Origin of the sequence: Streptomyces sp. NPDC093094 (assembly GCF_044754345.1) — a bacterium.
Lineage (GTDB): Bacteria > Actinomycetota > Actinomycetes > Streptomycetales > Streptomycetaceae > Streptomyces.
The window spans coordinates 225,797-246,700 of sequence record NZ_JBIVOX010000003.1; the positions used below are offsets into that span (position 1 = coordinate 225,797).

General features: G+C 72.9%; 22 protein-coding genes and 1 pseudogene. 14 read left to right on the forward strand and 9 right to left on the reverse strand.

Annotated elements, in window-relative coordinates; all coding sequences use genetic code 11:
- Window positions 1-425: 425 nt before the first annotated feature.
- The 3 genes from ACIQGV_RS07085 to ACIQGV_RS07095 form a co-directional block, all read right to left on the reverse strand.
- Window positions 426-1,364, reverse strand: a complete 939-nt coding sequence (locus ACIQGV_RS07085) for a M56 family metallopeptidase (protein ID WP_402491645.1) — start codon at window positions 1,362-1,364, stop codon at window positions 426-428.
- A gap of 86 nt (window positions 1,365-1,450) precedes the next feature.
- A complete protein-coding gene (locus tag ACIQGV_RS07090) occupies window positions 1,451-2,002 on the reverse strand; it encodes a DUF5134 domain-containing protein (protein ID WP_402491647.1) in 552 nt (183 codons plus the stop codon).
- Window positions 2,003-2,136: 134 nt separating this feature from the next.
- Window positions 2,137-2,529 (reverse strand): VOC family protein, encoded by a 393-nt coding sequence (locus ACIQGV_RS07095; protein WP_402491649.1) that lies wholly within the window; start codon window positions 2,527-2,529, stop codon window positions 2,137-2,139.
- A 68-nt stretch (window positions 2,530-2,597) separates the two neighbouring features.
- Between ACIQGV_RS07095 and ACIQGV_RS07100 the strand changes: the two genes are divergently transcribed.
- Complete coding sequence (locus ACIQGV_RS07100) at window positions 2,598-3,143, forward strand: GNAT family N-acetyltransferase (RefSeq protein ID WP_402491652.1); 546 nt, start codon at window positions 2,598-2,600, stop codon at window positions 3,141-3,143.
- Window positions 3,144-3,158: 15 nt separating this feature from the next.
- Here ACIQGV_RS07100 and ACIQGV_RS07105 read toward each other — a convergent pair whose 3' ends face one another.
- Window positions 3,159-3,842 (reverse strand): glycerophosphodiester phosphodiesterase, encoded by a 684-nt coding sequence (locus ACIQGV_RS07105; RefSeq protein ID WP_402491655.1) that lies wholly within the window; start codon window positions 3,840-3,842, stop codon window positions 3,159-3,161.
- A gap of 233 nt (window positions 3,843-4,075) precedes the next feature.
- Between ACIQGV_RS07105 and ACIQGV_RS07110 the strand changes: the two genes are divergently transcribed.
- The 6 genes from ACIQGV_RS07110 to ACIQGV_RS07135 all read left to right on the forward strand — a co-directional run bounded on the left by ACIQGV_RS07110 (window position 4,076) and on the right by ACIQGV_RS07135 (window position 10,098).
- Window positions 4,076-5,473, forward strand: coding sequence for a DUF6421 family protein (locus ACIQGV_RS07110; protein ID WP_402491658.1), 1,398 nt, complete (start codon window positions 4,076-4,078; stop codon window positions 5,471-5,473).
- A gap of 38 nt (window positions 5,474-5,511) precedes the next feature.
- Window positions 5,512-6,258, forward strand: a complete 747-nt coding sequence (locus ACIQGV_RS07115; protein WP_402491660.1) for an SDR family NAD(P)-dependent oxidoreductase — start codon at window positions 5,512-5,514, stop codon at window positions 6,256-6,258.
- Window positions 6,255-7,325: a threonine aldolase family protein gene (locus ACIQGV_RS07120; protein ID WP_402491663.1), complete on the forward strand. Its 1,071-nt coding sequence runs from the start codon at window positions 6,255-6,257 to the stop codon at window positions 7,323-7,325. The genes ACIQGV_RS07115 and ACIQGV_RS07120 overlap by 4 nt, the downstream gene beginning before the upstream one ends.
- A gap of 82 nt (window positions 7,326-7,407) precedes the next feature.
- On the forward strand, window positions 7,408-7,998 hold the full coding sequence (locus tag ACIQGV_RS07125) for a transglutaminase family protein (RefSeq protein WP_402491666.1): 591 nt from the start codon (window positions 7,408-7,410) through the stop codon (window positions 7,996-7,998).
- Between the two features lie 9 nt (window positions 7,999-8,007).
- Complete coding sequence (locus ACIQGV_RS07130) at window positions 8,008-8,712, forward strand: B3/4 domain-containing protein (protein ID WP_402491669.1); 705 nt, start codon at window positions 8,008-8,010, stop codon at window positions 8,710-8,712.
- A 192-nt stretch (window positions 8,713-8,904) separates the two neighbouring features.
- Window positions 8,905-10,098 (forward strand): hypothetical protein, encoded by a 1,194-nt coding sequence (locus tag ACIQGV_RS07135; protein ID WP_402491672.1) that lies wholly within the window; start codon window positions 8,905-8,907, stop codon window positions 10,096-10,098.
- An 11-nt stretch (window positions 10,099-10,109) separates the two neighbouring features.
- On the opposite strand, the gene ACIQGV_RS07140 is transcribed toward ACIQGV_RS07135, so the two are convergent.
- Window positions 10,110-11,129, reverse strand: a complete 1,020-nt coding sequence (locus ACIQGV_RS07140; RefSeq protein WP_402491673.1) for a hypothetical protein — start codon at window positions 11,127-11,129, stop codon at window positions 10,110-10,112.
- Between the two features lie 100 nt (window positions 11,130-11,229).
- A complete protein-coding gene (locus tag ACIQGV_RS07145) occupies window positions 11,230-11,958 on the reverse strand; it encodes a lysophospholipid acyltransferase family protein (protein WP_402491676.1) in 729 nt (242 codons plus the stop codon).
- A 328-nt stretch (window positions 11,959-12,286) separates the two neighbouring features.
- Between ACIQGV_RS07145 and ACIQGV_RS07150 the strand changes: the two are divergent.
- The 6 genes and pseudogenes from ACIQGV_RS07150 to ACIQGV_RS07175 all read left to right on the forward strand — a co-directional run bounded on the left by ACIQGV_RS07150 (window position 12,287) and on the right by ACIQGV_RS07175 (window position 16,894).
- Window positions 12,287-12,675, forward strand: a pseudogene (locus tag ACIQGV_RS07150) (TlpA family protein disulfide reductase).
- Window positions 12,676-12,773: 98 nt separating this feature from the next.
- Window positions 12,774-12,854: a putative leader peptide gene (locus ACIQGV_RS07155; RefSeq protein ID WP_402492404.1), complete on the forward strand. Its 81-nt coding sequence runs from the start codon at window positions 12,774-12,776 to the stop codon at window positions 12,852-12,854.
- 43 nt (window positions 12,855-12,897) lie between these two features.
- Window positions 12,898-13,407: a flavin reductase family protein gene (locus ACIQGV_RS07160; protein ID WP_402491679.1), complete on the forward strand. Its 510-nt coding sequence runs from the start codon at window positions 12,898-12,900 to the stop codon at window positions 13,405-13,407.
- 217 nt (window positions 13,408-13,624) lie between these two features.
- Window positions 13,625-14,413, forward strand: coding sequence for an electron transfer flavoprotein subunit beta/FixA family protein (locus ACIQGV_RS07165; RefSeq protein ID WP_402491681.1), 789 nt, complete (start codon window positions 13,625-13,627; stop codon window positions 14,411-14,413).
- A 55-nt stretch (window positions 14,414-14,468) separates the two neighbouring features.
- Window positions 14,469-15,431, forward strand: coding sequence for an electron transfer flavoprotein subunit alpha/FixB family protein (locus tag ACIQGV_RS07170; RefSeq protein WP_402491684.1), 963 nt, complete (start codon window positions 14,469-14,471; stop codon window positions 15,429-15,431).
- Between the two features lie 167 nt (window positions 15,432-15,598).
- Window positions 15,599-16,894 carry a DUF6986 family protein gene (locus ACIQGV_RS07175; protein ID WP_402491687.1) on the forward strand — a complete coding sequence of 432 codons (1,296 nt, stop codon included), beginning with the start codon at window positions 15,599-15,601 and terminating at the stop codon, window positions 16,892-16,894.
- A gap of 13 nt (window positions 16,895-16,907) precedes the next feature.
- Here the strand turns inward: ACIQGV_RS07175 and ACIQGV_RS07180 are convergent, their stop codons facing one another.
- The 3 genes from ACIQGV_RS07180 to ACIQGV_RS07190 form a co-directional block, all read right to left on the reverse strand.
- Complete coding sequence (locus ACIQGV_RS07180; protein WP_402491690.1) at window positions 16,908-17,714, reverse strand: alpha/beta fold hydrolase; 807 nt, start codon at window positions 17,712-17,714, stop codon at window positions 16,908-16,910.
- Between the two features lie 107 nt (window positions 17,715-17,821).
- Window positions 17,822-18,634, reverse strand: a complete 813-nt coding sequence (locus ACIQGV_RS07185) for a hypothetical protein (RefSeq protein ID WP_402491693.1) — start codon at window positions 18,632-18,634, stop codon at window positions 17,822-17,824.
- A gap of 7 nt (window positions 18,635-18,641) precedes the next feature.
- Window positions 18,642-19,691: a LacI family DNA-binding transcriptional regulator gene (locus ACIQGV_RS07190; protein ID WP_402491696.1), complete on the reverse strand. Its 1,050-nt coding sequence runs from the start codon at window positions 19,689-19,691 to the stop codon at window positions 18,642-18,644.
- Window positions 19,692-19,905: 214 nt separating this feature from the next.
- Between ACIQGV_RS07190 and ACIQGV_RS07195 the strand changes: the two genes are divergently transcribed.
- The gene (locus ACIQGV_RS07195; protein ID WP_402491699.1) at window positions 19,906-20,847 is read left to right on the forward strand and encodes an ROK family protein; all 942 of its coding nucleotides are present in this window, start codon (window positions 19,906-19,908) and stop codon (window positions 20,845-20,847) included.
- Window positions 20,848-20,904 lie beyond the last annotated feature (57 nt).

The window sequence follows — 20,904 nt, forward strand, 5'->3', positions numbered from 1 at the left end:
GGGCGTCGGTGTCCCGGAGGGGACCTTCCGCCGCGCGACTCCTCCGCAGTGCGGGGCCGTCCGCCGGTCCGCAGGGGCGTGTGGCGCCAGAGGTCCTGAAGGCGGTCCGCCGTCACTCGGCCCGCTCCGGCGGAAGGGCTCCCGCCGCTCCGTGAGGCAGGCGTGCGGATGCCCCAGAAGCTGTCTCCGGACCGGTCCTGCCGGCGGCGTGAGGGCCGGTGCGTGTTCCCCGGAGAGGCCGCTCCGGCGGCGTTGCCGTCGGTCGCCGGCTCCCTCGGTCCGGCTCCGTCCGTGCGGAGGGGCTCGTCACGTCGACGCCCTCCTCCGCCTCGCAGCCGCACGCACCGGGCCCGCCCGGGGCCGGCCGGAAGGGGCTGCCCTTCCTGTCCGGCCCGATCCGGACGACAGCCCTCAGCCCAGCGCTCTCAGCCCAGCGCCCGCAGGCCCGGGACGAGGGCGACCAGGACGGGCAGGGCCGGGACCAGCGCGGCCGTGGCCGTCAGGCGCAGGCGGTGTGCCGCGGTGAGGCGGTCCGGCGGGGTGAGCAGCCGGTTCACCCGCTGCGGCACCTGCGCGCGCGCCGTCGGGCAGGGGCCGAACACCCCCCGGTCCTCGTTGAGTTCCACCAGCGCCAGCGCGGTGGTGAGCCGGCCGAACCGCCGCGAGGCCATGTCGTCGGCCGCCAGCTCCACCAGCCGGTGCATCTCGTCGCGGAACGCCGCGAACACCGGGACCTGCGGGAACCCCGAGGCGAGCGCGGTCGAGCAGTGCAGCAGCCAGTCGTGGCGGGCCTGGGCGTGTCCCTGCTCGTGGGCGACGACGGCGTCCAGCTGCCGCCCCTTCAGCCGGCGCAGGGCGGCGGTGGTGATCACCAGGCGGGGCGTCGGGCCCGGCAGCCACCAGGCGTCGGGCCGCTCGCCCTCCAGCACCACCAGCGGACCGCCGGCGGACTCCTCGCCGGGCAACAGCGGTGCCCGCACCAGCAGTTCGGTCCGGCGCCGCCGGCGCCGCGCCCTCGCCCGTACGACCTCACGCACCAGCATCGCCGCGCTCCACACCCCGGCCAGCGCGAGCGCGACCGCGGTGGCCGCGGCCCAGGGCCCACCGGCCGCGCCGAGGGCGTACGCCTCCACGACGGGGCGCGGGGCGGGGGCGAACAGATGGCCGCGCACGGCCTGCCAGGCGGCCGCCGCGCTGAGCGTCATCGACAGCGTGCAGCACAGCAGCACGGCCGCCACCACGCACTGCCACACCCACAGGGCCACCACCGGCTCACGGTCCGGCCAGTCGGCCCGGGACAGCATCCGGGGTCCGGCCATGGCGGTCAGGGCGCCGAGCAGCAGCAGTGCCACGGGGACCATCATGTCCGCCACCCTATGAGTGCCCGGCTGCCCCGCGGTACGGCCCGCAGCGCCAAGTGACGCACACCACGGCCGTGTACGGCCGGGGTTCACAGGGCCAGCAGCATCGCCACCATCGCGATCCCCATCGACAGCCGGCAGGCCCGCACCAGTTCGGGCCGGTCCCCCCAGGCCACCGCCCGGCCGCCGCCCGGAGCGGCGCCGCCGGGCACGGACACGGGCACGAGCCGGGCGCCGGACAGGAGGACGTAGCCGGTGAAGTACAGCAGCAGCGCACCGGTCAGCACGGGCACCCCGGAGCCGCCGTGGCCGCCGGGGGAGGCGGCCATCGCGACCGCCATGTACACCATGGCCGCGTCGCCCACCAGATGATGCAGATGGTGCGCGTCGGCCCGCGCGGTCCACAGCGCGTGCAGCGCCGCCCCGCCGAAGAGCGCGGCGTAGCCGGGCCAGGCCCACGGCGGGGGCGTGAACACCGTCGCGGGGACGGCCATCGCGGCCATCCCGAACCCCATGAGCGCCTCCGTGCCCGCGGTACGGCGCTGCTCCTCGACCCTGCTGCGCATGCGCAGCAGGCAGTACGCGCCGGTCGCGGCGCACAGCGCGACGAGCAGCCAGCCGGGCGACACCGGTCCGTGCACACGTACCTCCCCGCTCGACACTCGCTCCAGCGGAAGCGATGCCCGGGCCGTGCGGGGCGTACGCGAGCGCAAGGGTGTACACGGGGAGCACTCGACGGAGCGCGGCCCGTCGCCGCGTCAGCGGGCCGCAGGTGTCACAGGCCCGGCCGGTGGCGCAGGGGATGGTCGCGCGGCACCTCCACCAGCACGATCTCCGTGCCGTCCGGGTCCCTGATCCACATCTCGACCAGTCCCCACGGCTCGGTGACCGGGGGCCGCGCGATGCCGACGCCCTTGTCGCGCAGTTCCCCGTGCGCCGCGGCCACGTCGTCGACCTGGAGCCACAGCCGCACCGCCGGGGACGGCATCTCCCCGGTGCGCCCGGACAGTTCCAGGAATCCGCCGCCGAGGAAGTAGACGGTGCCGCGGTCCGGGCCGGTGCCGAACTCGCGGTACACGGCGAGTCCCAGGGTCTCGCCGTAGAAGGCACGGGAGCGCTCGGGGTCGCGGGGGCGTAGGAGGATGCGGCTGCTCAGTACGTGCACCATGCGGCGGAGCGTACCGGCGGGGTTAGGCTCGTCCTGCCCCAGCCGCGCCACAGATGGGAGTTGCGCCCATGGAATCCGCCCTCACCGCCACCGGACCGACCTTCCGCGATGCCACCGACGCCGACGTGGACGTCCTCGTCGCGCTGATCGAGTCGGCGTACCGGGGTGACGCCAGCCGGGCGGGCTGGACCACCGAGGCGGACATCCTCCAGGGGCAGCGCACGGACCCCGAGGGCGTGCTGGCGGTGATCGAGTCGGAGGACAGCAGGCTGCTCACGGTCGAACGCGACGGCGCCGTCGTCGCGTGCTGCCAGCTGGAACACCGCGGCGACCACGCCTACTTCGGCATGTTCGCGGTCAGCCCCCGCCTCCAGGGCGCCGGGCTGGGCAAGGTGATCATCGCGGAGGCGGAGCGGCGGGCCCGGGAGACCTGGGGTGTGACCGAGATGCACATGACCGTGATCTCCGTGCGGGACGACCTGATCGCCTGGTACGAACGCCGCGGCTACCGCCGTACGGGACGGATGACCCCGTTCCCGTACGGCGACGAGCGCTTCGGCGTCCCGCAGCGTGACGATCTCCAGTTCGAGCTGCTGGTCAAGCCCCTGGTGTGACGCCCGCACCTGTGCTCAGGCGGTGAAGCGGCCGGTGCGTTTGATGTCCGGGTGGTCGGTGGTCGCGCCGTCCAGCTCCAGCGCCCGTACGAGCCGCAGGTGCTCCTGGGTGTTGACCACCCAGCCGATGATCCGCAGGTCCGCCTCGCGTGCCCGCTCCACCACCTCCAGGGTGAGCCTGCGGATGTTCAGGCAGACGCCGGCGGCCCCGGCCGCCACCGCGCGGTCGACGATGTCGGTGCCGTAGCGGCTGCCGATCAGCGCCGTCCGTACGCCGGGCACCAGGCGGGCGATCTCGGCGACGGCCTCGTCGTGGAACGAGGAGACCTCCACCCGGTCCGTGAGGTTCCGCCCGCGCAGCACCCCGGCCAGGGCCCGCGCCGCGGCCTCGTCCTTGATCTCGGCCTGGAGCGGTGAGCGCACCGCGTCCAGGACCTCCTCGAAGACCGGGATCCGCTCGCCGCGCCCGGCGTCCAGGGCACGCAGCTCGGCGAGGGTCTTGTCGGCCACGGCGCCGGAGCCGTCCGTGGTGCGGTCCACGTCCTCGTCGTGGATGACCACGAGGGCGCCGTCCTTGCTCAGATGCAGATCCAGCTCGATGACGTCGAGGCCGGCGTGCTCGGCGGCGACGAAGGACCGGAGCGTGTTCTCGGGCTCGACGCCCATGACTCCGCGGTGACCGATGGTGAGGAAGTTCAAGGCAGACCTCGCTTCCGTCGACGGCAGTCGGGGCCGCAGCCTAATGGCCCGCGCCGCCGATGCACCCGGACCTGCACGGAAGCGCGGAAGCATCCCTTCCCGACCTGCCCGACAGGAAAACCTTCGGTTACGACCGGGGTCGGACAGGATAATTTCCCGAGGCCCCCCTTGCTTGAGGAAACCGCATATGCCTACGGTGTCCTTACGCGAGGTTCTCCTGTGGAGGATGGGACATGACGGAAATTCTTGTGCAGGTGGGTTCGGGGGAGAAGGTTCCTCCGGCGAGCAGGGTGGTCGAGCACCCGGCCTGGCCCCGGCTCAAGGATGCCGTGGAGCAGATCAGGCCCTGGCAGTCCAAGGACGGCTCGATCGACTTCGAGGCGGAGGGCGCCCCGGAGCGGGCCGCGGCCGAGGCCGCTGTGAACCAGGTGGCCGAGGCGGTGCAGGAGCTGTCGCCGCTGCTGGCGCACGACGCCGCGTACCACGAGGCCCTGGTCAAGGACCTGCGGCGCTGGGCCGAGGACGGCTTCGGGGTCCCGGACTTCCTCGACTCGCTGCTGGCCTTCCACCCCGCCGCGGGCCGCGCGGACGGCCTCCAGCACCTGGTCGTCTTCCCGATGTACACGCAGAACGGCAACCCGGACCGCAACCTGGAGGCGGTCGTGCTGCGCATGGTCTGGCCCGACTGGCTGGCCGAGCTGGAGCGCACCCGCTACGACAACCCGCTGTTCTGCGGCATCAAGTTCGAGGACTTCACGGCCGGGTACGACACCAACTCCGCCGTGCTCTTCCCCGAGACGATCGCCGTCCGTGAGGCGCCGGAACGTTTCACCTGGGGTGGCATCTTCTGCGACCGCGAGGCCGCCCGCTTCCGCCGCGTCACCGACGCCGCCGTGGACATCCTGGGCCTGGAGCTGCCCGAGGACATCGCCGCGATGGTCCACGACCAGAAGCGCTGCGAGGAGGCGTTCGTCCTGTGGGACATGGTCCACGACCGCACCCACAGCCACGGCGACCTGCCGTTCGACCCCTTCATGATCAAGCAGCGCCAGCCGTTCTGGATGTACGGCCTGGAGGAGCTGCGCTGCGACCTCACCGCCTTCAAGGAGGCCGTGAAGCTGGAGGCCGACGGCGTCCCGCAGGCCCGTGACGTGCAGTACGCCGTGCTGTTCGACCGGATGTTCCGCTTCCCGGTCACCGGCGACCGCAACCGCAACTACGACGGTCTCGGCGGCCAGCTGCTCTTCGCGTACCTGCACAAGCACGACGTCGTCCGCTGGACCGACAACAAGCTGTTCATCGACTGGCAGCGCGCCCCGCAGGTCACCAACGAGCTGTGCGCCGACATCGAGAAGCTGTACCGCGACGGCATCGACCGCCCGAAGCTCGTCCACTGGTTCGCCGGCTACGAGCTGGTCTCCACGTACCTCTCCCCGCACCCGGGCTCCAAGTGGGCCAAGGGTCCCGAGGCCCTGGACCTGGACCAGCCGCCGCGCAAGCTCGTCGATGACGTGCTTCCCGACGAGTTTCCGCTGAGCATGTTCTATGAGGCCCTGTCCAAGAAGCTGAAGAACGTGATCGCCTCCACCAAGGGGATCACCGCGGACGGAGCCGAGCGGATCGCCGCGTGAGCGACCGCCTCCAGAACACTGCTCTTAAGGGGACGAACATGGGGAACGGTGCTCTCAACGGTGCGGTGATCGCGGTGGCCGGTGCGGGTGGACCCGCCGGCCGGGCGGCACTGCTCAGGCTCGCCGAGGCGGGCGCGACGGTCGTCGCCGCGGACAACGACCCGGAGCGTCTCGCCGAGGCCGTGGACGCGGCACGGTACGCGTCCGGCGGCGCCACGGTCACCGGTGAGACGGTCGACCTGCTGGACCTCCAGTCCACCCGTGACTGGGCCGCCCGCACCGAGAAGGAGTTCGGGCACGTCGACGGCCTGGTCCATCTCGTCGGCGGCTGGCGCGGCAGCGAGACCTTCACCAAGACCAGCCTCGACGACTGGGACTTCCTGGAGCTGCTGCTCATCCGCACCGTGCAGCACACCTCGCTCGCCTTCCACGAGGCGATCCAGCGCAGCGACCGCGGCCGGTACGTGCTGATCAGCGCGGCGGGCGCCACCACCCCGACCGCGGGCAACGCCGCCTACGCCGCCGGCAAGGCGGCCGCCGAGGCATGGACCCTCGCCATGGCCGACTACTTCCGCAAGGCCGGGGGCGAGCAGGGGCCGACGTCCGCTGCTGCGATCCTGGTGGTCAAGGCGTTGGTGCACGACGCGATGCGCGCCGAGCGGCCCAACGCGAAGTTCGCGGGCTTCACGGACGTCAAGGACCTCGCCGAGGCCGTCGTCGGTGTCTGGGACAAGCCCGCCGCGGAAGTGAACGGAAACCGTCTGTGGCTCACCGAGAAGCCGTGAACCCGCCGAAGACCGACGCGCGTCGCCGCCACGACCCCGGGACCCGGGGTTTCGCCAGCGACAACTACGCCGGGGCGCATCCGGAGGTGATGGCCGCCCTGGCGCTGGCCAACGGCGGCCATCAGGTGGCGTACGGCGAGGACGACTACACCGAGAACCTCCAGGGGATCATCCGCAGCCACTTCGGTCCCACGGCGGAGGCGTTCCCGGTCTTCAACGGCACCGGCGCCAACGTCGTCGCGCTCCAGGCGGTCACCGACCGCTGGGGCGCGGTGATCTGCGCCGAGAGCGCGCACATCAACGTCGACGAAGGCGGCGCCCCGGAGCGGATGGGCGGCCTCAAGCTGCTCACCGTGCCCACGCCGGACGGCAAGCTCACCCCCGAGCTGATCGACCGGCAGGCATGGGGCTGGGAGGACGAGCACCGCGCGATGCCGCAGGTCGTCTCGATCACCCAGAGCACCGAGCTGGGCACCCTCTACACGCCCGACGAGATCCGCGCGATCTGCGAGCACGCCCACGCGCACGGCATGAAGGTGCACCTGGACGGCTCCCGCATAGCCAACGCGGCCGCCTCGCTGAACGTGCCCATGCGGACGTTCACCAACGCGGCCGGCGTCGACATCCTCTCCCTGGGCGGCACCAAGAACGGCGCCCTGTTCGGCGAGGCGGTCGTGGTGATCGATCAGGACGCGGTGCGGAAGATGAAGCACCTGCGCAAGCTGTCCATGCAGCTCGCCTCCAAGATGCGCTTCGTCTCGGTGCAGCTGGAGGCCCTGCTCGCCAAGGACCTGTGGCTGCGCAACGCCCGGCACGCCAACGAGATGGCCCAGCGCCTGGCCGACGGCGTGCGCGCCGTGCACGGCGTGGAGATCCTCTACCCGGTGCAGGCCAACGGTGTCTTCGCCAAGCTCCCGAACGACGTGAGCGAGCGCCTGCAGAAGCGGTTCCGCTTCTACTTCTGGGACGAGGGCGAAGGCGTCGTGCGCTGGATGTGCTCCTTCGACACGACCGAGGAGGACGTGGACGCGTTCCTCGCGGCGCTGAAGGAGGAGATGGCTCGCTGAGCCCTCCCCCGTGATGCATAGATATGCGGTCACCCGGAAAGTCATTGACGACCGGGTGATCGCATTCCTATGCTCTGGCGTCATGGAGCTGATCCAGAACACCCCCGACCTTTCTGCATACTTGGCCGCCGACGAGGTCATCGACCATCAACATCCGGTGGTGCGCGAAACCGCGGCCCGCCTCGCCTCGGAGGTCGCCGACTCGTATGACTATGCGCGGGCGGCCTTCGAGTACGTACGTGACGCCATCCCGCACTCCGCCGATGCCGGCGACCCGCGCGTGACCTGGCGTGCCTCCGACGTCATCGCGCTGAGGACGGGCATCTGCTACGCCAAGTCCCACGCGCTGGCCGCGCTGCTGCGGGCGGAGGACATCCCGACCGCGCTGTGCTACCAGCGGCTGCGGGACGACGGCTCGGGTCACTGTGTGCACGGGCTCGTCGCCGTCCGCCTCGACGGATCCTGGCACCGCCAGGATCCGCGCGGCAACAAGCCGGGCGTGGACGCGCGGTTCTCCCTCGACGGCGAACGGCTGGCCTTCCCGGTCGACCCGGAGTCCAATGAGGTGGACTATCCGGTCCTGTATGCTGAACCTCACCCGGTGGTCGTGCAGGCCCTCCGGACCGCCCCCGACCGGCAGTACCTCTGGAAGACGCTCCCCACCACACTCTGAGGCCCGGCGATGACCCTCTCCCTGACCGTGTCCGACGAGGTGCGCGCCCTCGCACCCGGCTTCACCCATGTCGCCGTGGAGGCGCACGGCCTCACCAACGGGCCCAGCACCGAGGAGAGCGCACGGCTCCTGGACGAGGCCGCGCACCGGCTGGCCGTACGTCTGGACGGGCGGGCACCGCACGAGGACCCGCACATGGCGGCCTGGCGCGAGACCTACACGGCCTTCGGGTCCAAGCCCTCACGCACCCGCAACTCCGCGGAGGCACTGGCCAGGCGCGCGCTGTCCGAAGCCGGGCTGCCGCGCATCAACGTCCTCGTGGACCTCTACAACGCCGTCAGCACGGCCCGCCTGATCCCGGTCGGCGGCGAGGACATCGACCATGTCCGGGGCGGCATGCGTCTGGTGCGGGCGCGTGGCGACGAGGAGTTCGTGACGGCCTCCGGCGGCGAGGAGACCGTCGAGCACCCCGACCCGGGCGAGGTGGTCTGGCGCGACGACACCGGTGTCACCTGCCGTCGCTGGAACTGGCGCCAGGGTCCCCGTACCCGCCTCACCGAACGGACGGTCTCCGGCGTCTTCCTGCTGGAGACCCTGGCCCCGATGCCGGTCGCCGAGGCGGAGTCCGCCGCGGCGGAACTCGCCGGCCTGCTGGAGAAGTTCAGCCCCGGCGCCGACGTCACCGTGCACCCGGCCGCGCCGGCACGCGCCTGATCCGGCGGCGCGGCCGCGCCCGGACGGGCACGGGGCCGCCCGCCGGCCGTCACCGCCCGCCGGCGGTCCATGGCCGATCGATCGTGCGCCTCCCCGCGCCCCGGAGGCGGCGGGGAAGCGCGCGACCGGCTCACGGTGACGGTCACCGGCCCCCGGCACCGGGCCGGTCCCGCGCCCCGCTAGGGTCACCGCATGACTGACGGGGGAGCGGCACAGGACACGGCGACAGCGGCCACGGACGGGCGGGGCGGCCGGTGGGCCCGGCTCCGCCGGCACCGTCTGCCCGTCTCGGCCGGGGTCCTCGCCCTGCTCGCCGCAGGCACCGCCGTCCCCCTCGCGCTCGCCGGGAACGAGGACGAGCCCTGCCGGGAGATCCCCGCGGCCACCCGCGCCCTCGCCGCCGACCCCGCGGCGGCGACCCGTGCGCTCGACCCCGGCGACGACCTGTCCCGGATGGACGCCGTGCGCGCCGTCCTGCGGTACGACAACCCCTGCGGCGACGGCGCGAAGGTGCTGGGCGAGGCCGTCGAGGCCGCCACCCTGGCGTCCGGCCCCGGCACCCCGCACACCCTGGCCCAGGCCCGCGCCGCCTACGGGGTCGCCGCCGCGCTGGACGGCGCCGACCTGCCCGGCGGCATGGCCCCCGGGATCGCCCGGATGCTCGCCGACTACGTCGTCGACGAGGCCCGCTACCTCGCGCACAGCGACCAGGCCGAAGGCCCTGCGGTCCCGGCCGGGGCGGCGGCGCCGGACCCGCTGGGCTGGACACCGTACGGCCGCTTCCTCGCGCCCGGCGAGGCCCACGCGGACTTCGAGTACGAGCAGCCCTACGGCGACGCCGAGGCCGACCCGGAACAGCTCGTGGCGGAACTCGCCGAGGACCCCGAGGCGTTCGCGATCCTCTACGACGCCGAACGCGCCTACCTCGCCCACTACCTGGAGCGCCTCACCCGCCAGGGCGGCGACCCCGGCTTCCGGCCCGATCCGAAGGAGAAGAGCGAGTACGCCAGGACCGCGACGACCTGGCCGGACAACGACCTGGAGGACATCGCCGAGCGCATCGGCAACCTGATGAAGCACCGGGCCGCCCACGCCAGGGAGGGCACGACCGGCGATCTCGCCGCCTACGACGGGACCGTGCGCCGGCACACCCGGGGCGCCTACCTGGCCGCCCCGCGCCGGGTCACGGCCCGTCCGCCGATGGCCGCCGTCGCCGCCCGCCCGGTGTCCGGGCCGGTCCGGGGCGACCTGACGGACGGCCGGCACCAGATGTTCACCACGTTCGACGCCTGGGCGCGGCAGCGCGCCGTACCGGACGAACGCGCCGCGGCCATGCGGCAGATCATCGACGACGCCTATGTGCGGGGGCTGTGGATGAGGTTCTGACCGGCGTCGGCTCAGCCGGTCACCCGCAGGTCCGTGCAGCCCCGCCGCCGCATCTGCTCCGTCGCGAACGCCTCCAGCAGCTCCCGCTGCTCCGCCCTGCCGACGCCCGGGACGTCCTTCGAGGCGGACAGGGCGAAACTCGCGGTCTCGCCGTCGCAGCGGGCGGTCGCCGTCCCGGTGCGCGGCACGCCGTCGTACCTGATCAGACGGCTGCTCCAGTCGCCGTACCAGACGGCGAACGTCATGCCCGGCGCCTCGCCGCCGTTCTCGTCCTCCTCGCCGGTGCTCAGATCGCAGCGGCCCGTCGGCGCGGCGTCGCCGAGGCGGTCCGCCAGCCGCCACTCGGACGGCCTCGGCAGGACGGGACCCAGCGCGCGGGCGCAGGCGCCGTCCGCCTCCCCGAAGGGCACCGTGCGCGGGTCGTCCTCGGGGGCCGGGGGACCGTCGTCGCCCTTCGGCACGCGCAGCGGTTCGGCGCCGCAGCCCAGCCGGTCGGAGGCGGCGTCGACCAGGGCGACGGCCGTCTCGTAGGCGGCGGGCTGCCCCGCGGCGGCGTCCCGGCCGAACGCGGTGCGCACCAGCATCCTGCGCCGGCGCCCGTCGTCGTCGCGGCCCAGCCCGGGGCAGGGCACCAGGAACCGGATGCTGCCGAACCGGTCGACGAAGCCCGGCAGCCCCCCGGGCAGCGCCGCGGTCGGCGAGAAGCCCCGGTCCTCGAAGAGGCTCCTGAACTCCCGGTCCTGGTCGTCCCGCCGGGTGTACGCCTCGGCCGTCAGCAGCAGATCGCTGTCGACCTCGTCGCCCTCGAACGTCAGGGAGCAGTGGTAGGAGCCCAGCCGCTCGTGCGTGGCGGAGTCCGCCCCGGTGAAGTGCGAGCCGTCGACGGCGAGTTCGCGCACCGCGTCGGCGGGCAGGGCGCCCCCGCACGCGCTTCTCAGCAGCATCCAGTCCTGGACGTACGGCTGTGCGATCCACCCGCCCATGCCCACGACGGCCGCGGCCGTCACCGCCGCCTTGACCCAACGCCGCATCGAACAGCCCCCGTAGCCCTGTCGGCGGACGACAGCCCGGCAGGCTGTCCGGTTACCGCCGGGACCCTACCGGCCGCCCGCGGCGGCGGCGGACGCGGGGTCAGCGAGCCTCGGCCGCCTTCACCTCTTCGGGCGTCGGCGCGGTGCCGCCCAGGTGGGCGGGCAGCCACCAGCTGTCCTCCGGGCCCTTGGGGCGGGCCGGGTAGGCGCGCTGGGCGGCGTCGAGGAGCTCCTGCACCCGCTCGCGCACCTGACGGGTGATCGCGCCGGCGTACTTGTCCCTGGACGCCTCGATCGCCTCGCCCACCCGGATGGTGATCGGGGTGTGGCTGCGCCTGAAGTTGCGCGGGTGCCCCTTGGTCCACAGCCGCTGCGTGCCCCACACGGCCATCGGGATCAGCGGTACGCCCGCCTCCTGGGCCATGCGCGCGGCACCGGACTTGAAGCTCTTGAGGGTGAACGACTGCGAGATCGTGGCCTCGGGGAACACGCCGACCACCTCGCCGGAGCGCAGCGACCGCAGCGCGTGCTGGTACGCCTCCTCGCCCTGGGCGCGGTCCACCGGGATGTGCTTCATGCCGCGCATCAGCGGACCCGAGACCTTGTGGCGGAAGACCGACTCCTTGGCCATGAAGCGTACGAGCCGCTTCTGCGGGAGCGCGGCCATGCCGTTGAAGATGAAGTCGAGGTAGCTGATGTGATTGCTCACCAGCACGGCACCGCCGGAGCGGGGGATGTTCTCCGAGCCCTTGCAGTCGATCTTCAGGTCCCATGCCTTGAACAAGGTCAGGGCCATGCCGACGACGGGACGGTACACGAGCTCTGCCATGGGTGGGGCGGACCCTTTCTGCTCTGCCTGGGAAAGGGGCTCCCGGCGGGAAAGTTACGCAGCCGTAGGTTTACGACCTGCCGCAGATCGTGCCCGAAGAACGCGTGGGGAGCCAGCCCGCGTGCCCGTCCCGGGCGAGATTCTCGTCACGTCGCCCCTTGATCCACCTCGGGCTTTTAAGATTCCTTTACTCCGGGCGTACCGTCAGCCTCCGCAGGAGCAGGCGCATCTCGCCCCTCGGGTGGTAGACGAACACCGGGCCGGGGAAGGCGGCGGGAATCTTCGCGGCCCCGTGGACGCTTGAGCCGGGGACGGCAGATGTGCGCCCGTGGCGTCGGGCGCCTGCGGAGTGCCGCGTCGGCGGCGGAACGGGAGAGACGGGTGCGCGGGCACGACGAGGGCGAGCGGCTCGGTGCGGCCGAGCTGGGCGGGGAACTGGGCGGGCGCGCCACGCTGGTGCAGTTCTCCAGTGCCTTCTGCGCCCCCTGCCGGGCCACCCGCAGGGTGCTCGGCGAGGTGGCCGCCATGGTGCCCGGCGTCACCCACGTCGAGATCGACGCGGAGGACCGCCTCGAACTGGTCCGCGCGCTCGGCGTCCTCAGGACGCCCACGGTGCTCGTCCTCGACGCGGACGGCCGTGTGGTCCGGCGCGCCGCCGGGCAGCCGCGCAGGGCGGACGTCATCGCGGCGCTGGGGGAGGCGGTCGGCGGGCGGTGAGGCCCGGGTGATTCCGCCGGTGATTCCCCTGGTGAGGCTGCTCCCACATCCCGGGACGTACTTGACTGGGCGTACCACCTGTCGTCAGCCTGACCTTCATGCCTTCGGAACTCCTTCTCTACGGGCGGGTGCACATCGACCTGGCCCGCACCGCGAGCGCGCGCTGTCCGGGTCGCTGAGCCTCCGCGACCCGCTCGTCCCCTCCGCCAGAAGGACAACTCCATGACAGCCGTCTCCGACCTCGGTACCGCTCGCCTCGCCTCGCCCGACCTGCTTCGCTCCGTCTTCCGCCGGCACGCGGCGGGTGTCGCGGTGATCACCGCACGCGGCCCCGCCGGCCCGGTCGGCTTCACCGCCACCTCCCTCACCTCGGTCTCCGCCGAGCCCCCGATGATCTCCTTCGGCATCGGCACGGGCGCCTCCAGCTGGCCCGCCGTCTCCGAGGCGGAGCATGTGGGCGTGCACATACTCGGCGAGCACCAGCAGGAGCTCGCCGCCGTCTTCGCGCGCAGCGGCGCCGACCGCTTCGGCCCGCAGACCGTCTGGCGCGAGGGCCCCGAGGGTGTGCCCGTCCTCGGCGGCGTGCCCGCCTGGCTGGTCGGCCGGGTCGTCGGCCGGGTGCCCGCAGGCGACCACCGCATCGTGCTGGCCGAGGTCCTCCTCGGTGACTCCTCGGGCGCCGGCCGCCCGCTCCTCTACCACCAGGGCCGGTTCACCGCCCTGCGGGATTGATCACGCCCCCCTCTTCTGCGGCACGGTCCGATTCCGGTTACGCTGCGTTGCGAAGGTCACAGTTCAAAGCGCTTGCTTAGCGGGCAGGAACTGGGTGTACTGACGAGTAATATTTCGGTCGGAGCGCCGGATCGCCCCGATCGGGATCGGCCGCTTGTGGCGCCTATGCTGCCTGCAAGAGGCAGCCGAAAAATGACGATGCAGTAGGAGAGCCGGCGTGAGCTTGAGGATCGTTGTCACTGTGAAGTACGTGCCCGACGCCACTGGCGACCGGCACTTCGCCGATGACCTGACCGTCGACCGCGACGACGTGGACGGCCTGCTCTCCGAGCTGGACGAGTACGCCGTCGAGCAGGCGCTCCAGATCTCCGAGAACTCGGACGACGACGTCGAGGTCACCGTGCTGACGGTCGGCCCGGAGGACGCCAAGGACGCCCTGCGCAAGGCCCTTTCGATGGGTGCCGACAAGGCGATCCACGTCGAGGACGAGGACCTGGAGGGCACCGACGCGATCGGCACCTCGCTGGTGCTGGCCAAGGCGATCGAGAAGGCCGGCTTCGACCTGGTCGTCTCCGGCATGGCCTCCACCGACGGCACCATGGGCGTCGTCCCGGCCCTGCTGGCCGAGCGCCTGGGCGTCCCGCAGGTGACCCTGCTGTCCGAGGTCTCCGTCGAGGACGGCACCGTCAAGGGCCGCCGTGACGGCGACGCCGCCTCGGAGCAGCTGGAGGCGTCCCTCCCGGCCGTGGTGTCGGTCACCGACCAGTCCGGCGAGGCGCGTTACCCGTCCTTCAAGGGCATCATGGCCGCCAAGAAGAAGCCGGTCCAGTCCTGGGACCTGTCCGACCTGGACATCGACGCCGACGAGGTCGGCCTGGAGAACGCCTGGACCGCGGTCGACTCCGCGGCCGCGCGTCCGGCCCGTACGGCCGGCACCATCGTCAAGGACGAGGGTGAGGGCGGCAAGCAGCTCGCTGAGTTCCTCGCGGGCCAGAAGTTCATCTAAAGGCCCCCCGAGCCGCTGACCGCCCCTCAACTTCGTTACGCAGGAGAGCAATCCCATGGCTGAAGTCCTCGTCTACGTCGACCACGTGGACGGTGCCGTCCGCAAGCCGACCCTCGAGCTGCTGACCCTGGCCCGCCGCATCGGCGAGCCCGTCGCCGTCGCGCTGGGTGCCGGCGCCGCCGACACCGCCGCCGCCCTCGCCGAGCACGGCGCGGTCAAGGTCCTCACCCACGACGCGTCCGAGTACGCCGACTACCTGGTCGTCCCGAAGGTGGAGGCCCTCCAGGCCGCCGTCGAGGCGGTCTCCCCGGCCGCCGTGCTGGTGCCGTCCTCCGCCGAGGGCAAGGAGATCGCCGCCCGTCTGGCGCTGCGCATCGGCTCCGGCATCATCACCGACGCCGTCGACCTCGAGGCCGGCGACGAGGGCCCGGTGGCCACCCAGTCGGTGTTCGCCGCGTCCTTCACCACCAAGTCCCGTGTCTCCAAGGGCACCCCGGTCATCACGGTCAAGCCGAACTCGGCCGCCGTGGAGGCCGCCCCGGCCGCCGGCGCGGTCGAGGCGCTGGCCGTGTCCTTCTCCGACAAGGCGACCGGCACCAAGGTCACCGCGCGCACCCCGCGCGAGTCGACGGGCCGCCCGGAGCTGACCGAGGCCGCGATCGTCGTCTCCGGCGGCCGTGGCGTCAACGGCGCGGAGAACTTCGCGGTCATCGAGGCGCTCGCCGACTCCCTCGGCGCGGCCGTCGGCGCCTCGCGTGCCGCCGTCGACGCCGGCTGGTACCCGCACACCAACCAGGTCGGCCAGACCGGCAAGTCGGTCTCGCCGCAGCTGTACATCGCCAACGGCATCTCCGGCGCGATCCAGCACCGCGCCGGCATGCAGACCTCGAAGACCATCGTGGCCGTCAACAAGGACGCCGAGGCCCCGATCTTCGACCTGGTCGACTACGGCGTCGTCGGCGACCTGTTCGACGTCGTCCCGCAGCTCACCGAGGAGATCAAGACCCGCAAGGGCTGATCCTCCGGTCGGCACCCGCTGTACGAGGCCCCCGTGACCCGCACCGGTCACGGGGGCCTCGCCCTGTCCCCGGTGCTGTACTGAGGGTGTTGACCGGCGCGATCTCCCCGGATAACTTCATTCTACGGATTGTTGATTCCGTAGAGCGGAAAATTGGAGGGTGTGGGATGGGTCAGGGCCAGCAGGAGAAGGTGGCGACGAGTCTCGCGGGCACCGTCAGCGAGGAGATCGGCGCCTCCCTCGCCGAGGTGGACGCCGCACTGGAGCGCCTCTACCCCGGAGACCCCGGCACCCGCCAGCCCGTCCACACGGTCTACGTCCCCGGTGACGCCTTCGCCGCCGGCACCGTCCGCTCCTGGGGCGACCAGGCCCTCGCCGCCCTCGACGAGCACGCCCCCGACGCGGCCTCCTTCGCCGCCGTCCTCGGCCTCCCCGGGGAACTGGCCGAGCCGGTGTACTCCCGTGTGCGCGCCAAGCTGGAGCGCGAGCCGATCGAGGACCTGCGCGTCGACTTCGAGGACGGCTACAGGGGCCGGGACGAGGACCGGGACGCCGCCCGCGCCGCCCGCCTGATCGCCGAGGCGTACGAGAACGGCACGGCGGCCCCCTGCATGGGCATCCGCATGAAGTGCATGGAGGCGCCCGTACGCGACCGCGGCATCCGCACCCTGGACATCTTCCTCACCGGCCTCGTGCGCTCCGGCGGCCTCCCCGACGGGCTCGTCCTGACCCTGCCCAAGGTCACCTACCCCGAGCAGGTCACCGCCATGGTCCGGCTCCTGGACGCCTTCGAGAAGGCGCACTCCCTGGAGCCCGGCCGGCTCGGCTTCGAGATCCAGATCGAGACCAGCCAGTCCATCCTCGCCGCCGACGGCACCGCCACCGTGGCCCGGATGATCCAGGCCGCCGAGGGCCGCGCCACCGGCCTGCACTACGGCACCTTCGACTACAGCGCCTGCCTCGGCGTCTCCGCCGCCCACCAGGCCGCCGACCACCCGGCCGCCGACCACGCCAAGGCGGTCATGCAGGTCGCCGCCGCGGGCACCGGCGTACGCGTCTGCGACGGCTCCACCAACGTCCTGCCGGTCGGCCCGACCGAGAAGGTCCACGACGCCTGGCGCCTGCACTACGGCCTCACCCGCCGTGCCCTCGCCCGTGCCTACTACCAGGGCTGGGACATGCACCCGGGCCACATCCCCACCCGCTACGCCGCCGTGTTCGCCTTCTACCGCGAGGACTTCGAGCAGGCCGCCGCCCGCCTCGCCCGGTACGCCGGTCACGTCGACGGGGACGTCATGGACGAGCCCGCCACCGCCAAGGCCCTCGCCGGCCATCTCCTGCGCGGCCTGGACTGCGGCGCCCTCGACATCGCCGAGGTCGCCCGCCTCACCGGCCTCACCCGTGCCGACCTGGAGGGATTCGCGGCGCCCCGGCGCGGAGACCTGACGGCCTCGGCCCAGTAGGGCCCGGCCCGGATCAGGCGGTCGCGCCACCCGCCGCCACGGCCCGCCGGACCGGGAACATCGTCTCGGCGGGCCCGGCGCCGAGGAAGTCGAGCACCGCCCGGTTGACCACGGCCGGCTTCTCCATCGGGGCCATGTGGGAGGCCCCGGGGACCACGGCCAGCTCGCCACGCGGGAGCGCACGGTACAGCGCGATCGTGTGCTCCAGGGTGACCATGTCGTCGTCCCCCACCAGCACCAGCGTGGGCGCCTCGATCCGGGCCAGCTCCTCCGTGGACAGATCCGGCGCCCTGCCGTACTCCTCCAGCAGCTTTCCGGCGACGACCGGCCAGTGCCCGGCCCCGTCCGGCGACACGGCCGCGTACATCTCACGGAACGGCGCCATCTCCGGGCCGTCCGCCGTCATGTGGTCGAGCAGCCACGGCGCCGCCACGCACTCCGGCGTCGGCCGCCAGTTGGCACCGATCGCCACCACCTTGCGGACCACGTCGGGACGGCGCAGGGCGACCAGCAGGGCGACGATCCCGCCGTCGCTCCAGCCGACCAGGTGCGCGGGCCCGCCGACCATCGTCTCGACGAAGTCCGCTGTGTCCGCGGCCATGTCGAGGTACGTCAGCGGCCCCGGGACGTCGGGAGTGCGCCCGTGACCGCGCCGCTCGGGCAGGAAGACGTGGTACTCCGCCGCCAGATCGGCGCGCTGGGCCGCCCAGGTCTCGTTCGTGCAGAAACCGCCGTGCAGCAGGAGCAGAGGCTCGTGGCCGGGGTCCCCCTCGGTCTCGTACCACGTCCTGACGCCGGGAAGCTCGACGTAGTCACCCATCGCTCCTGGCCCTTCCCGAGTGCCGCCGGTCAGGGCCAGTCTGCGCCGCCGGGGACACCACCGCCACGCGAGCGGACGTCCGGTGAGGACGTATATGTGAACACCGGCTACATCCAGGGCGGGGACAGTGACGCGCCCGTGGCGGGGCCGTCCGGACGCCGTGGCCGGACGTACGCCTCCAGCCCGGACGCCGTCACCAGCTTCTCCTCGGCGAACAGCAGCGTGCCGCGCTCGCACAGCGCCGCGTCGGCCCGTGCCCGGGCCACGAACTCCTCCGGCGTCACCCCGAACATCTCCCTGAGACGCGGCAGCCGCACGAGGAGTTCGCCGATCAGCGCCCGCTGGCCCGGATGCGCACGCGGCACGCCCTCGCCGTCGTGCAGCACACCACGCCGGTTCACGTACGCGTACACCCCTGTCAGTACCTGCCTGTCCTCCAGCTCCACGCGCACCTCGGGCGCGGGCAGCCAGGCCCGCCGGAAGTTGCCGCCCGGCAGCGGCACGCCCTCGCTGGTGTCGACGACCGCCAGCTGCTCGTCGTCCAGCCAGGTCACGAACAGCTCGCCCACGGAGTCCGGCGCGCGGACGGGAGAGGCCGAGACGTATCCCATACGGCTGACATGCGCGGACACACCCACGGCGAGGCCGGTGACGCGCGCCCTGACCATCGGCACGGGCGCCCGGATCCCGGACAGGGCCATCTTGCGGCGCAGTTGGCCGGGCGAGGCGTTGGAGCCCACGGCGAGCACCGGCGTGCGGTCCTCGTGGACCAGGACGTCCAGCGGCAGCAGACGGTCCCCGGCCAGCAGCCCGGACCGCTCGGGCCACACCCCCGGATAGCTCAGCGGGTCGTCCCGGGGCACCCCGGCCAGCCCCAGCGCCTCCAGGGTGCGGGCGTCCGTGCCGCGGCCGCCGTCCACGGGCCGCTCAGTCCGCCGGCGGCAGCTCGCCGGAGCCGCGGGTGATGAGCCGGGTGGGCAGCTCGATCCGCTCGGGCGCGATCAGCGTGCCGTCCAGCTGGCGGAAGAGGCGCTCGGCGGCGGTACGGCCGAGCGCCGCCGCGTCCTGGGCCACCACCGTCAGGCCGGGCCGGAGCAGGTCGGCGAGCTCGATGTCGTCGAACCCGACGAGGGCGACCCGCCGGTCGTGCCCGGCGAGCACCCGCACGACGGTGACGGTCACCCGGTTGTTGCCCGCGAAGACCGCGGTCACCGGATCCGGGCCGGACAGCATCTCCTCGGCCGCCCGGCGCACCCGCTCGGGGTCCGTCACCCCCAGGGACATCCAGGAGTCCGCCACGGGGATCCCCGCGTCCTCCATCGCCGCCCGGTAGCCGCGCAGCCGCTCGGCCGCGGTGTGGATCCGCGGCATGTCGCCGATGAACCCGATCCGGCGGTGGCCGTGCGCGATGAGATGGGCGACCCCGTCACGGGCCCCGCCGTAGTTGTCCGACAGCACCACGTCCGCGTCGATCCGGCCGGCCGGCCGGTCCACGAACACCGTGGCCACGCCCGCCCTGATCTCCGGTTCCAGATAGCGGTGGTCGTCACCGGCCGGGATCACCACCAGCCCGTCCACCCGGCGTGCGCACAGCGCCAGCACCAGCTCCTGCTCCCGGTCCGCGTCCTCGGCGCTGGAACCGTTGATCAGCAGCGCGCCGTGGGCGCGGGCCACCTCCTCCACCGCCCGGCTGAGCGGGCCGTAGAACGGGTCGGCGAGATCCTCCAGGACCAGCCCGATGCTCGCGGTGCGGCCCTTGCGCAGCACCCGTGCGCTGTCGTTGCGGCGGAAGCCCAGGGCCTCGATGGCGTCCTGGACGCGCCGCTCGGTGTCGGGCGTGACGCCGGGCTCGCCGTTGACGACCCGGGAGACCGTCTTCAGGCCGACGCCGGCCCGCGCGGCCACGTCCTTCATCGTCGGGCGGGTCCCGTAACGGGCGGCGGAGAGCCCGTCGGTTCGGCGGATGGCATCGGCCACGGTGGGGTGTCCTGTCCTGTCCTGTGCTCCACGTGTGATCCACGGGGTGCGTCGATCCGTGGATTGTATGAGGATGTGGCGTCGAGCATAGAGCCTGGACAACGTTGTCAGAGACAGGGGACACTGTCCACCGCAGTCTTCGGCCCGCGCGACCCCACCGCCGGACAGGCCGCCTTTTACCTGCCCTTTCCATGGCCGACCGGGAGTACAGACCTTGACGCACACCGACATCGTGGCCGCGCTCGACATCGGCGGCACCAAGATCGCCGGCGCCCTGGTGGACGGCGACGGCCGGATCCTGGCGCGGGCCCAGAGCCCCACGCCCGCCAAGAAGGACGGCGACACGGTCATGGGCGCCGTCCTGGAGGTTCTGGGGAAGCTGGGCAACTCGCCGCTGTGGGGCCGCGCGAAGGCCGTCGGCATCGGCAGCGCGGGACCGGTGGACGCCTCCACCGGGACGGTGAGCCCGGTGAACGTGCCCGGCTGGCGCGACTACCCGCTCGTCGCCGGGGTGCGCGACGCGGCCGGGGGGCTGCCGGTCGAACTGATCGGGGACGGCGTGGCCGTCACCGCCGCCGAGCACTGGCAGGGCGCCGCCCGAGGGCACGACAACGCGCTGTGCATGGTGGTGTCGACCGGGGTCGGCGGCGGGCTGGTCCTGGACGGCCGGCTCCACCCGGGCCCCACCGGCAACGCCGGTCACATCGGACACATCAGCGTCGACCTCGACGGAGACCTCTGCCCGTGCGGCTCGCGCGGCTGCGTGGAGCGCATCGCGAGCGGCCCCAACATCGCCCGGCGCGCGCTGGAGGAGGGCTGGCGTCCCGGTCCGGACGGAGACACGTCCGCCGCCGCGGTGGCCGCGGCCGCCCGTGCGGGCGATCCCGTCGCCGTCGCCTCCTTCGAGCGGGCCGCCCGGGCCCTGGCCGCCGGCATCGCCGCCACGGCGACGCTCGTCGAGATCGACATCGCGGTCGTCGGCGGCGGAGTGGGCAACGCGGGCGACGTCCTCTTCGTCCCGCTGCGCAAGGCCCTCGTCGACTACGCCACGCTCTCCTTCGTCCGGCACCTGAAGGTGGCCCCTGCCCGCATGGGCACGGACGCCGGCCTGGTCGGCGCGGCAGCAGCGGCCCTGACCCTCGCGACGACCCGCTGACCCCAAGGAAGGAACGTTCCCCCGCCCCACCCGAAGAAAGCGCCCCCGGGGGCGCGG

Excerpts from the sequence above, each read along its gene's own strand:
- ACIQGV_RS07085 (WP_402491645.1), bottom strand. The coding sequence starts at position 1,364 with ATGATGGTCCCCGTGGCACTGCTGCTGCTCGGCGCCCTGACCGCCATG.
- ACIQGV_RS07095 (WP_402491649.1), bottom strand. The coding sequence starts at position 2,529 with ATGGTGCACGTACTGAGCAGCCGCATCCTCCTACGCCCCCGCGACCCC.
- ACIQGV_RS07100 (WP_402491652.1), top strand. The coding sequence starts at position 2,598 with ATGGAATCCGCCCTCACCGCCACCGGACCGACCTTCCGCGATGCCACC.
- ACIQGV_RS07110 (WP_402491658.1), top strand. The coding sequence starts at position 4,076 with ATGACGGAAATTCTTGTGCAGGTGGGTTCGGGGGAGAAGGTTCCTCCG.
- ACIQGV_RS07115 (WP_402491660.1), top strand. The coding sequence starts at position 5,512 with ATGGGGAACGGTGCTCTCAACGGTGCGGTGATCGCGGTGGCCGGTGCG.
- ACIQGV_RS07125 (WP_402491666.1), top strand. The coding sequence starts at position 7,408 with ATGGAGCTGATCCAGAACACCCCCGACCTTTCTGCATACTTGGCCGCC.
- ACIQGV_RS07130 (WP_402491669.1), top strand. The coding sequence starts at position 8,008 with ATGACCCTCTCCCTGACCGTGTCCGACGAGGTGCGCGCCCTCGCACCC.
- ACIQGV_RS07135 (WP_402491672.1), top strand. The coding sequence starts at position 8,905 with ATGACTGACGGGGGAGCGGCACAGGACACGGCGACAGCGGCCACGGAC.
- ACIQGV_RS07140 (WP_402491673.1), bottom strand. The coding sequence starts at position 11,129 with ATGCGGCGTTGGGTCAAGGCGGCGGTGACGGCCGCGGCCGTCGTGGGC.
- ACIQGV_RS07145 (WP_402491676.1), bottom strand. The coding sequence starts at position 11,958 with ATGGCAGAGCTCGTGTACCGTCCCGTCGTCGGCATGGCCCTGACCTTG.
- ACIQGV_RS07155 (WP_402492404.1), top strand. The coding sequence starts at position 12,774 with ATGCCTTCGGAACTCCTTCTCTACGGGCGGGTGCACATCGACCTGGCC.
- ACIQGV_RS07160 (WP_402491679.1), top strand. The coding sequence starts at position 12,898 with ATGACAGCCGTCTCCGACCTCGGTACCGCTCGCCTCGCCTCGCCCGAC.
- ACIQGV_RS07170 (WP_402491684.1), top strand. The coding sequence starts at position 14,469 with ATGGCTGAAGTCCTCGTCTACGTCGACCACGTGGACGGTGCCGTCCGC.
- ACIQGV_RS07175 (WP_402491687.1), top strand. The coding sequence starts at position 15,599 with ATGGGTCAGGGCCAGCAGGAGAAGGTGGCGACGAGTCTCGCGGGCACC.
- ACIQGV_RS07180 (WP_402491690.1), bottom strand. The coding sequence starts at position 17,714 with ATGGGTGACTACGTCGAGCTTCCCGGCGTCAGGACGTGGTACGAGACC.